Here is an 11,858-nt window from a genome sequence, read left to right as displayed (position 1 = left end):
AGGGGGCGGGGTCCCCGAGCCGGGGAAGGTAACGACGAAGCACCTCGAGCCCGTCGGCCAGGCTCGGCCTGCTGGTGGCCTCCTTCTGCAGCAGCCCCCACGTCAGGTCGGCCAGGTCGGCACCCACAGGATGCCGCGCGGGGTCGAGACGCGGCGGAAGATCGCTGCGGTGCTGGTCCTCGATGCTGCGGTCGTCAAGCTCGCCGAACACCTGCTTCGCGGTCACGAACTCGTACAGCATGCAGCCGAAGCCGTAGAGGTCCGCAGCGGGGGTCGGGTTCTTCACACCGCGGATGATCTCCGGCGCCATGTAGCCGGTGCTACCGGGGGTGTGGCCGTAGCGAGTGTAGCGGGTGGCCTGCGGGTCGGTCGGCAGGGCGATGCCGAAGTCGATGAGGTGGACGACGCCGCTGTTCGCGAGCACCACGTTCTGCGGCTTCAGATCGCGGTGCACGACACCGCCCTTGTGAATCCTGTCGAGGATCTCCAGGATCTGCACGCCGATCGCGGCGGCCGCGACCATCGGCGGCGGCTGGTGGAGGGAGAGGAAGTCACGCAGGTTCTTTCCCTGGATCAGCTCCATCACCAGGCACGGATCCCTACGGAGAAAGCCGTAGTCAAGTAGTCGCGGAATGCCATGGCCTGCGAACTTGTCCAGGAGATCCCGCTCTCGCTCGAAGCGCTTGAGCGCCTCGCTGCGGACACTCCGGTCATCGACGTCGTACCCAGAGGACCAGTAGTCGCGACCGAGCGCCTTGACCGCCACCGTCTCCCCCGAGTGCAAGTCTTCGGCCAGCCAGACCCGCGCCATGCCGCCCGTCTTCAGGCTGGCACCGATCCGGAACCTCTCGAAGAGCACGTCTCCCGGCCGCATCGCGTCCTCCCACTGAGTGGTGTTCACGCCTATACGTTACCAAGGCAAAGTCCATACTATCGCTTGACTAAGTTCACATGGTGCGGTTCTCTGTAGTCGTGAGCACTCTCCCGATGCCTTCCGGCCTCAGCGGTCGATCCGACGTGGTCAGGATCGGCCTGCCTTTGCTGCGCTCGGAAGCAGACGCCTGCGCCTGGGGAAGGGCCCTACGAGCCCGCCCGCTGCTGACGCAGGCCCCCGAACGCTCCCGCAGGAAGCCCGTCCAGGACTTCTTCTTCACACCAGTGCAGAGCATGCTCGACGCAATCGAGCACCATGGCGGCAGCATGCAGGCCGTGCTGGCGGACGACCGGCACACCCGCAACTGTCACCCCGTCCACCGCGCGTGGGCACTCGATGCCGTGCCGACCTACCTCGCCGCTCGGGCGCGCCACGAGACCGCCGGATACCCGGTCACGTTGCCCGTGACCGCTGAGTGGGTGGGACTGAGCCGGCTGCGTCAGCCGGACACGAGGGGGGTTGTGCAGTACGAGCGCACCGCCTGGTGCCGAAGGTACGCCACCCGGGACGGCTCGGTGCGGGAAATCTGGATTCCGTCCATGGGTTCGGCCAAGGAGAACCGGTCGAAGGCGGAGATCGCGGCGGCCGCCGCGATCGCGGCGACCGGAGTACCGGCTCGCGGGTCCTTCGGCGAGCCTTACCGGAAGGTCGAGAACGAGGCGGTCCAGCCGCAGCGGGTCCGTGTCATCGGCGTCGGCCTCGCAGACGGCAAGCCCCTCGTCCTGGCGGACTGGGATGTCGAAGAGGCCGTACGTCAGTTCGAGGAACACGCGAAGGAGCGGTATGCCGCCGTACTCGACGGCCAGGCTCTGCGCCCGGGGTCGGACTGCACCACCTGTGAAGGACTGCTCGGCTGCACAGCTCTTCCAGAAGTTCCAGGGTTGCTCGGCGTACCTGCCCCTCGCCGTCCTCGTAAGCGGCGCAGCGTCTCCATCAGCGACCTGCGCGCCTACAAGTCCTGCCCGGCGCGCTTCCATCTGACCCGGGCCCTGTACATCAAGGACGGCCGGACCGAGAACGAGGCGATCCGCCGTGGCCGCGCCGTCGACGCCTGGCTGAACGATCGGCACGGCCAAGATGCCCGTACTCCATGCCGGAACGTTCCTCTTCCTACCGAGCTGCCGGGCCTCACGGGAGCGGAACTGGGCCCCGCTGTCCGCATGGTCGAAGAGCATCGCGCCTTCTGCCCGCTCGACGGGCTGCCGGAGAGCGAACTTGTTCGTACCCAGTGGCGTCTGGCCGCCTACGACCCGGTCGTTGATGTGGTCGTCATCGCCGACCCCGACCTGCTCTACACCGAAGCGGGCGGCTGGGTGTGGCGTGAGACGAAGACCGCGTCGCGCCGCACCTGGGAAGGCCGTTCCCTGCTCCGCGAATATCCACAGCTCGCGCTGGCCGTCTTGCTGATGGCGGCCGGCGTCCCCGGCGGCGATCCCCGCCGCTCACGGATCGAGCTGGAGATCCTCCGGGAGAACGGGTCAGTCTGCGAGGAGTTCGACCCATTCGACCAGGCCACCCGCGACGAGGCAGGCGAGATCGTCGCCGGGCTCGCCGCCGGATGGGCAAGCGACGAAACCTACTCCCCCAGTCCCGGCGACCACTGCGCTGATTGCGAGGTCCGCCGTTGGTGCACCGCTTCAGGAGAACCCCGATGACCGCCGACACGCTGCCTGACGCCGCCGCGGACTGGGCCGCTCACCAAGGCATTCCACTGGTCCGTACGCTGGCCGGCGCCATGCTCGCGCTCGACGCGCAGACCGGGCTTGACGCATTCACCCTGCCTTACCCGCCGGAGGCCCAGCGAGCGCTGGACCGCACGGTCCTGGCCTGCCTGCTCAGGGAAGCCACACCCCCGGCGAGCCTCACCGAACTCGTGTCATGGTGCAAGGACGTGCCCCTCACCGACTGGCCGGTCGACCTGCCCGCGGACGCGATCGGCCCGGAGGACCGGCTGCTTGACCCGGACTCCGGGCGGCCGACCGAGCTCTGCCACGAATGGGCCGAGCGCACCCGCGACAGCGCGCTGGCCTTCCGCGACCGCGAGATCATCCACACCGCGCTGCGCCTGTGTCGGGCATTCGGGGAGGAGGAGGCCTACACCGCCTTCCGTGGCCTGCTCGTCAACCGCCCCGTCCTGACCGCGCCGGAAAGCTTCGAGGTCCTCAACGACCTGGTCCTGGAGCCGGTTCATGAATTGATCCGGCGCATCTACCTCCCGGTTTCCGACAGCTACCGGTACGACGGTGAGTACGTCTGCTGCGCACGCTGTCTGACACTGCTCACTCCCGTCCATGACGGGGAGTGGTGGTGCGAGCGCGACCGCTGCCGCCGCCAGGGACCGGCTCCCCTGGGCAGGCGACTGCGTCCGGAGGAGATGGGCGAGGTACACCAGGTCGAGCGGCCGGTGCGGCAGTTCGTCACCGGGCCTGGTCGTGCCGAGGCAGCCTTGGAGCAGGAGCTGTCGGCATTGGGCTTGGCGGTGCGGATGTGGCCGGGCTACGACGCCTACGACCTGCTCGTCACCTTCCCTGATGGTCACCGCTGGGCCATCGACGTGAAGGACTGGGCGAATCCGCTCTTCCTCGGCCGTTCTGCCCGCCTCGTACCGCAGGAGCCGCCGTACGACGAGGCGTTCTGGATCGTACCCCATCACCGGGTCGCAGCCAGGCGGGACTACGTCTCCGTATACGAGCGGAACCGCCCCTCCCAGGCCCGTGATCTGCCTCTCCTCTCCGACACAGATCTGATCGGACGGGCCAGGGCCCGGGTCCGTAAGCAGAAGGGCGACACTCGTGCGTGACCGCGAAAGCTGGCACCGACTGGTCAGCCGCGAACTCGGTCAGGTCTGGAAGGGCCTGGCCGTAGAGCTGCAAGGCATGAAACCGGCTCACTTGTGCCAAGTCGAACTGGCTCTCCGGCTCCTGCAGCGGCTGGCCCCGGGAGAGCCCGCCGAAGGCGTATACACGCTACTCGGTGGCTACCCCTTCGCCCGCGCGGCAGGCCTGGCCCGCACGGCTGAGCATGACACCATGCTCATCGCCGCCCGACACCTGCTCTGGACGCTGCGCCGGCGCCGCGCCTGGCATCAGTCCCTGGACCTGTATCGCCAGGTACCTCCGAGATTGCGCGCCTACGACGTCCCGGAGGACGGTGGCCCAGCCCTCCAGCTGACCCCGGCGATCGCATTCGACCGCGTCACGGCCTACGACGACGCGCTCGCCAGGCTGCCGAAACACGCGCGCAAGCCACTTTCCCTAGCCCCTGCGGGACGCAGCGGTTTCATGGACCGCCGCCGTCCCACGTCCGTCACCATCCCCGAGGCTCTGGTCTTCGATCCCGTCCCCGGTCACGACTTGGTGCAAGGGCGGCCGGGCGGAGGTGCCCCACTGACGATCAAGCGCTCCGAGCTGCTCGCCACGGCTGTCTGGATGGATGAGCAAGAACGGAAGCTGCATGTGGAGCGACCGGGTAACTGGGAAGAGAGGATCAGCGAGCTGCGGTTCGCACCTCGCGATGCCGACGGCCGGACCTTCAGCGAACGGGACAATATCCATCTCAACGGGCTCATGCATCTGGCCGGCATGGTGGGTGCGGGCAAGAGCACGCTCATGACGCTCGTCGCGGTCTGGGCCGCACAACGGGAGCTGCGCATCACCCTGGTCGTCGGCGACGTCGCCGAGCAGCTGCGGCTCTGCGAGTTGCTGAACGACCTGGAGCTGCCCGCCGTACCGGTGCTCGGACCCACCACGCGCGAGACCCATGTGCAGCGGCTGCATCGGCGGCTCGCCTCGCGCGGCCTGGACAACCTTCTCGACCACGACGCGGCGGGCTTCGACGACCTCAGCACGGCGTGCGTGATCGATGCGCTGCGGAGTACGGAGGCCATCCAGCCTCTGAGATACGCCGACGCGCCATGCACTGCTCTCTACCCGGAGCAGCGCAAAGTTCAGCACACCGCCGACATCGTCCTACCTGAGCCGTATCAGCCAGGCCAGGCCGCGCAGAAACGCCCGGCCGACGAGCTGCGGGGCAGCCAGCGGGGCTGCCCGGTGTGGGCGAGGTGCCCGCGTCACCGCGCGGCGCGCAATCTCGTCGACGGGCTGATCTGGGTCGCCAACCCGGCGAGCCTCGTGCAGAGCGCCGTCCCGCAGCACCTGAACGAGGAGCGGCTGCGCCATCTCGAACTCGCTTGTCTGCTCAGTGACATCGTCATCGTCGACGAGGCCGACTCGGTCCAGATGAAGCTGGACGAGATCTTCGCTCCCTCTGCGACGCTCGTCTCCCCTGGCCCCGAATCCTGGCTCGACCAGTTGCACACCCACAAGATCGAGGAGCTCTCGCGGCGCGGCCGACTGCCCCTCACGGACCAGGACATCGAGCGGTGGAACTCGGCGCTGACCGTCGTCACCGCCGCCACCGACCGGCTCTACCGGCTGCTCATCTCCGGTGAGGAGCTGCGTGAGTGGGCGGACATCGAGTACTTCAGCCCGTGGACCCTGCAGGAGAAGCTACTCGGGGACTGGTTCGACGAGCAGCACCCGGGCCCCGAAGGTGTGCATGACGAGCGGCAGCTGTACGAGCCCTACGACGACGATTCGCCAGACGCCGACGAGAGCCATCCCTTCCAGGGCTCTCTCCGTGCGCAGCTCACGAAACTCCTGGATGCCTTCCGCGACGATCCGCTGGGCGACTCCGGCCCGTACCACACGAGCACCGACGACCTGATCGACACCACGCGCGACCTCCTGCACACCCTCAATACGGCCCGTACCCGCGCCCGCGTCAAAACCTTGCTCGACAAGCTGATCGGGGGCACGCCTGCCTCCGCGCGGGACGACGCCTGGCGCGACCTGACCTGCCGGCGGCTGGAGTTCCTGCTCGTGCTGTCGGCTCTCCACCAGCGGCTGGAACGCCTGACGTTCCTCTGGCCCCAGGTCGAGGCCGCCCTTCGGCTGGACTCCACCGGCAACGAGCTGGCCAGGCGACCACCGCTCGACTACGCGCCGCTCATTCCCGAGGCCCCGATGGGCAACGTCCTCGGTTTCCAGTACCTCCCGGACGAGCGGGAACGCGACGAGGACGGCAACCACAGTGGCACCCTGCGCTTCTTCCGGTGCGCGGGCGTGGGCAGAGAACTGCTTCTCTCCCTCCACGAGCTCGGCGCGGACCCAGGACAGGGACGCCCGGGCCCGCACGTGGTGCTCATGTCCGGCACCAGCTGGGCCGGAGCGTCGACCCGCGCCCACGTCCTGGCACCTGTGGGCGCCGTGCTCATGCCCTCGGAACGCTCGCTCGAGGCGGTGGGACGGTCGCGGTTCGTCACGCGTTTCCTCTATGACGCCGACGGAACGCCCATGAGCCTGTCCGGCACCGACCCCAAGGTCCGGCCAGCGGCCGCCAGGGCTCTCGCCATGCGCCTGGGTAGCCCCGGACGAGGTGGCGGAGCGAGCCCGCTGGAGGAGGAGCTGGCTCTCGTCGGAGACGACAACCGGCGCCGGGCGATCCTGCTCGTCGGCAGCTACAAGGAGGCGAACGCCGTCGCCGACACGCTGCACAGACTGGACCGCTGGCGAGGCAGGGTACGGGTCCTGGCCGCCGACGACGCCGACCTCGATCAGTCCGTACGAGGCACGGACCCGGCGGTCGCGGAGCACGCCACCACGTTGCGGCGGGGCGACCTCGCCATGTTCGCCGAGGACTACGATGCCGAACTGCTGGTGGCGCCCTTGCTGGCAGTCGAGCGCGGGCACAACATCCTCAACACCGATCGCAACGCGGCCTTCGGCACCGCCCTGTTCCTGGCCCGGCCGCATCCCCGTCCTGACGACCTGGCGCTGGCGATCTTCGCCGTGAACGACTGGGTCTGCCGTTTCGTCCGCGACCAGAGGCGGCCCGACAACCGCACGGGACCGGCCACGTTCGGCGAACTCGTCGCCAAGGCCACCGGCCTCGACCGGGCCGGGCTCGACTTTCGCCACGAGGCGCGGCAGGAATGGCGTCGCCTGCTGTCCCGGCGCTACGTCTACTCACGGCTGTCACCCTGGGAGAAGCGGGCCTTCGCCTGGGATCAGCTGGTCACCATGTGGCAGGTCATCGGTCGGCTCGTACGGGGCGGAGTGCCTGCCCGGGTCGTCTTCGTCGACGCCAGTTTCGCCCCGAAGACGGCCCGCGCGCTGTCCCCCGGTGCCACGGGCCCCGTTCCCCTCGAGGACGGCCTCCTCGCGGCCCTTCGCTCCATCCTCACCCCATACTTCGACGCCAAAGCCGGCCCTGCGGCATTCACGGACCCGGCGGACCCGGCCCTCGCCCGGCTGCTCTACCAGCCGCTGTACAACGCCCTGTCCAACCTCGAACACCACCGCTGAGGACACCGTGCCCGTCAACTACGACTTCATCCGCACCTCCTCCTGGCAACCCGTCTCGCCGGAGGCCACCATGGTGGGCCGCTACCGCGCGCTACGCTTCCCCGAGAACTGGCGCGAGGCAGTCCTCGCGCTCTGCAACCTGGGCCGTCCCGAAGGAGCCGAGCTCTACCGCACGGTGCCCACCTACCGCTTCGAGCAGGTGATCCAGGCCTTCGCTCCCGATCTGCTGGTGTTGCCCCGTCCGTCCGAGCACTGGCTGTACGTACCCGAAGGGGTCGCGGACCCGCTACCTGCCCCTGTCTTTCGTGCGCTGCTGGACCGCTGGCTGGGAGACCTACGGCCGGAGCCGGAACACCGTGCCTTCCTCAAGGACGTCCGCGCCGAGCTGTCAGCGTCCCCGCCCGTCTGGGAACCGGTCGACGCCGAACTGCTCCGCTGCCCCACGACCCCGGTCGGCGGCACGGCCGCACCTCTCGCGCATCAATTCCCGCTCAGCACCGACTGGCTGGCAAGACGTGTCCTGGCCCTCGGCCCGTACGAGCACGCGGCCGGTCGACTCCATTTCCGCGCCGTGCCGCGCGGTCCTCGCGACCAGGGCGCCGAACTGGTCTCTCAACCGCTTCCGTCCCCGTCCGGCACACGTACCTGGTGGTATTCGGTCGTTCTCAACATCACCCTGCATACCGTTCCCTTCGACCCTCTCCCCCGATTTCACCTGCACTTCGGCATCCGTCGCTGGGCAACGCGGGTCAGCTCGGCAACCGGTAGGGTCCACCTGCCGTACCGGCGTAGGACGACTGTGCTGTTGCGCCCGCGGGTGCCGTATGTGCCGGGCGCCCCGCTCAGTGAGCGGTACGCCCTGGCCAAGGTGGAACGCCGCTGGGACAAAGAACGAGGAGAGTGGACCACCGGCTGGGTGAACGGCGGGCCAACCGGCATCCTGCGCGGAATCTCGCTGGCCGAGCCGTTCCCCGGCGCGGACGACATCCTTTCCCAACCGGAGGAGTGGCTGGACCAAGGGCTGCGCGCGGGCATCGTGTACAGCACGGCCATGGGCAGCCACCAGGTCAAGGCGGGCCTCATGTCGCATCAACGATCTCAGCTCACCGAATGGGCTGAGCAAGCCCTTTCTCCCGATGTGCGGGCGACCTCCGCATTGGTCCGCACACGGCGCGTGAAATCTGCCAAGCCGCTAAATGCTCCTCCCACCGGCGTAAAGAAGGAGGGTAAGCCTGGAGAAGACGCCCGCAGGGCTGAGGAACGGCGGGCAGGCACAGCCTTCGCGATGTCCTTGCTGACCCCGGAGGCCGATCCGGGAACGCTTCCCACACTGGAGGCACGACTTCTCTGGCAAACCTGTGAGCTACGCGAGGCAGCGGTCACAGGACTCGTCGAACGCCTCGGGTTGAAAGGCGAGGGCGGCGTCTTCACCGAAGCGCAGTACGAGGCCGCACGCCCCGGCGACCCGGTGACCCTTGAGTGGCAGTCCGCCGAGCTCACCGTGCGGCTGCGCTGCGTCAAGCTGACGGCAGGCCTTGGAGAAGGGCTTGCCCTCCCTCCGAAGGGGAAGCCCCGTACCTCCTCGGCGATCGGCGCGGCCGTCCGTGACCGGCGGGCCAGTGCCCGCTCCTGGCTGGCCCACGACATCGCGGGCACGACTCCCACGCTGGCGCTGGTGGAACTCGACCGCAGGGCCGACTTCGAGACCGGCGACCATGACCCCAAGTTCGCGCTCAGGCTCGGCTTCGCAGACGCCGGCGCGGTCACCCAGTTCGTGACGGTGCCCAAGAAGGCCGGGCGATACGACTCGGTGAAGACCCTCGATCACCGCGTTTCCATGGCTTGGGACGACGGCCTGCGCCAGCTCGGCATCCGGGTGCATCCCGAACATAGCCTTGGTGAGAAACTGCCTGTCGGGCTACGGTACGCCGCGGTCTGGCTCGTCAGAAAAAATCGCACGGCACGCAATCGGTGGGCGGCGCACGTCCCGATCGCTGTACTCGTGACTCCGCAACGATCAGGCAGCGGCATCGCCGGTGTCCAGGGATGGGATCCCGAGGCGAATAAGTGGATTCCGTACCCCGCGTTGCTGCTGAAGCTGACGCGGCTCGCGGAGGTCGCCGTACCCGGCGCTGAGCACGGCGAGCCGGGCAGCTACCGCGCCATGGACAAGCAGCGGCGCAACACGGAGGAGTGGCTGCAGAAAATGCTGCGCTCCCTGCGCGGCGTTCCCACGCTGCTCCTCGCCCACGGGCAGAACGCCCGCTCGCACTGGACGTGGCTGCAGGACGGCCGCGTGGAACCAGACCGTATCCGCGACGGCCACGCTCCGGCTCGCCGGCTGCACCCGGATCTGCGGCTCGTCCGCGTGCGGACCGCGCAGGGCCGGGAGACCCCTCAGTGGTGGGGCGTCAACCCGAAGGACGAGGCGAACGGGCTGCCGTCCCATCTGTGGGTGCCGCAGTGCGACGGCGGAAGCCGCGTCTTCTACAGCACCACCCCTAAGCCCGTCCAGTTTCAGACCTCGGCTATCACGGCTGACAAGCTGGCCCCTCGCCGCGGCGGCGAGGACAAGGGCGATACCAGAATCGACACCAGCATCCCAGGCTGGAATCCCGGGCTGGTGGAGATCGCGATTCTCGGATGCCATGAGGACGACGGTGACGAGCCGGAATCGCTGGCGCTCGCCGTGCATCAGTTGCGTCAGCCGCCGGACTACCCGCAATCCCTCGCTCTGCCCCTGCCGCTGCATCTCGCGGGGCTCGGCCAGGAATATGTCCTGCCGACGCTCGCGGAGGAGCTCGACGATGAGGCTTCCGCTGTCGAGGATCCGCAACCCACAGATGCCGACGTGATCTCAGCAGGTGACGGCACCACCCTGGACATGGCAGCAGGACTCTTCACGGAGCCGTATCCCGAGGAGGATCGGCAAGCGTCACCTGACGTGTGAAATATAGGCCGGAAGCCTGGTCATCGACGGCCTTCCCTCGGCTGTTTCGCTCTCTCGGCGAAGGGTCCTTCGCCGAGAGAGCTCATCCACCACCCATCGCGTGCCTGGAGGGCCTCCAAATGATCTTGGCCCGGTGCCTCACCGTTCCACAAACAGGCCACGGACCCGGTCACCCCTCCGATGCGGTCACCGCGGCCCTGAACCAGTCGAGCGCCGCAATGACCACGTCAAACACCACGACGCTCGCCAGCTGGCTGTTCTTGGTGGAGGGATACAGCTCCAGCTTGGCGACAGGAATGTCCACGCCGGGTGCGTAGTTGAGCCGCTGCCGAAGCTCCTCTCGCAGCGCCGGATCGTTGAACGGCTTGCGGTTGCGCAGCAGTCCGAAGGGAATCTCGGCACTCTTGGCGTAGAAGCGGATGGCGTACAGGGACTGTCTTCCGACCTTGATGATCGGCGCGCACGAGGCGTTGGCGGAAGTGCCGTAGTGAAGCTCGCCACCCCGTGAACGCCAGTGCTCCAGCAGCCGCTGAACCGCGCCGGCAGCCTGCGGCCCGTTCTGATCATTGAGCTGACGCAGAAAACACTGCTCCAGTGCCGTCAGCCCTTGCGGCGAAAGGGACTCATCGCCGGCGGCCTCGGTCTCGGCCAGATCCGCGGCGATGGGCAGGCCGAGTAGCTCGGCGATGTCACGTACGCTGAGGTGCTGGTCCGCGGAGGCGCGTCCGGCTTCATCGAAGACGAGCCCTTCCGCGCGCAGCACCTCGTGCACGTCTCGATCGTCGTCGGGATCGACCTGGCGGAAACCGTCGGACACCTGTCCCGACCTGGTAAGGACCCGATGCGCGTTGAGCACTGGGACGCTCGCCAGATGTACCCCGACGGGCACCGGATGCGAGCCGATCAGCTCGGCGAGGTCCGAGTACGAGGTCCAGGTAGCGGTCGGCAGCGCGGCCAAGGCGCTGTGCAGTTGTGTCCAGTCGCGAGAGGCGGCGCTGCCCCGGCCTGACTCCTCCGGCCCGGGCCAGATGGCTATCGCCCGGTCCGCCAGGCGATCGGCACAGGCCAGGATCTCGGCCTTCCCCCAGCGCTCGCAGGCGGCGATCTCCTGGTTCATCACCAGCCCGCTCTGGCCAAGCTGTTTGCGTTTGGCAGCGAAGGAGTTGCTGCTCAGCTCGGAGTTGTAGCCGCTGAGCGTGAGGTTGCCCAGAGTGTGTACGAGCTGGCGATGCAGGAGATCGGCGTCGTCTCCCCCGTCGGAGAGCTCACCCAGCCAATCAGCGGTCAGGGACTGCGGCAGGACGTGCTCGATGGTGATGCGTTTATCGGCGAGGTCCACCCGCTCCTTGCTGCCCAGCGACTCTTCGATTCGCCGCAGGACGAGCTTCTGCTGCACTGAGCGTTTTTCACCGCGGAAGCACAGGTCACAGGCTGGTTGCAGATCCCCGTTCTTGATCGAGAAGTAGAGGAGGCCCCTGCTAAAAGGGTTGTCGACCAAGATCAACCACCAACCAGAGGCCTACATGCTGTTCTACCAGTGAGACTGGTGCTATCGGGAATCACTGCTGCTGCTGATGAAGTTGCAGAGGCAGGAAGTGTTCCTCCCTGA

General features: G+C 67.9%; 6 protein-coding genes. 4 read left to right on the top strand and 2 right to left on the bottom strand.

Annotated elements, in window-relative coordinates; genetic code table 11:
* The coding region (locus C1I98_RS26005; protein ID WP_146607627.1) for a serine/threonine-protein kinase at positions 1 to 874 on the bottom strand (874 nt) is incomplete at its 3' end.
* 98 nt (positions 875 to 972) lie between these two features.
* On the opposite strand from C1I98_RS26005, the gene C1I98_RS26000 reads away from it, so the two are divergent.
* From C1I98_RS26000 to C1I98_RS25985, 4 genes are read left to right on the top strand one after another with little or no spacing between them, the layout of a single operon-like run.
* A complete protein-coding gene (locus C1I98_RS26000) occupies positions 973 to 2,589 on the top strand; it encodes a PD-(D/E)XK nuclease family protein (protein WP_158558180.1) in 1,617 nt (538 codons plus the stop codon).
* On the top strand, positions 2,586 to 3,734 hold the full coding sequence (locus C1I98_RS25995; RefSeq protein WP_111170055.1) for a pPIWI_RE_Y domain-containing protein: 1,149 nt from the start codon (positions 2,586 to 2,588) through the stop codon (positions 3,732 to 3,734). The genes C1I98_RS26000 and C1I98_RS25995 overlap by 4 nt, the downstream gene beginning before the upstream one ends.
* Complete coding sequence (locus C1I98_RS25990) at positions 3,727 to 7,299, top strand: pPIWI_RE_Z domain-containing protein (protein WP_111170054.1); 3,573 nt, start codon at positions 3,727 to 3,729, stop codon at positions 7,297 to 7,299. The genes C1I98_RS25995 and C1I98_RS25990 overlap by 8 nt, the downstream gene beginning before the upstream one ends.
* A 7-nt stretch (positions 7,300 to 7,306) precedes the next feature.
* A complete protein-coding gene (locus tag C1I98_RS25985; protein ID WP_111170053.1) occupies positions 7,307 to 10,249 on the top strand; it encodes a pPIWI_RE module domain-containing protein in 2,943 nt (980 codons plus the stop codon).
* A 169-nt stretch (positions 10,250 to 10,418) separates the two neighbouring features.
* Here C1I98_RS25985 and C1I98_RS25980 read toward each other — a convergent pair whose 3' ends face one another.
* On the bottom strand, positions 10,419 to 11,753 hold the full coding sequence (locus tag C1I98_RS25980; RefSeq protein WP_111170052.1) for an HNH endonuclease family protein: 1,335 nt from the start codon (positions 11,751 to 11,753) through the stop codon (positions 10,419 to 10,421).
* Between the last annotated feature and the right edge of the window lie 105 nt (positions 11,754 to 11,858).

It is taken from the genome of Spongiactinospora gelatinilytica, assembly GCF_003236385.1.
Lineage (GTDB): Bacteria > Actinomycetota > Actinomycetes > Streptosporangiales > Streptosporangiaceae > Spongiactinospora > Spongiactinospora gelatinilytica.
The sequence above is the reverse complement of the archived record's forward strand: the minus strand, read 5'-3'. Positions and strand labels throughout refer to the sequence as shown.

Bases quoted from the DNA above. Each gene is read 5' to 3' on its own strand.
- C1I98_RS25995 (WP_111170055.1), top strand. From the start codon at position 2,586: ATGACCGCCGACACGCTGCCTGACGCCGCCGCGGACTGGGCCGCTCAC.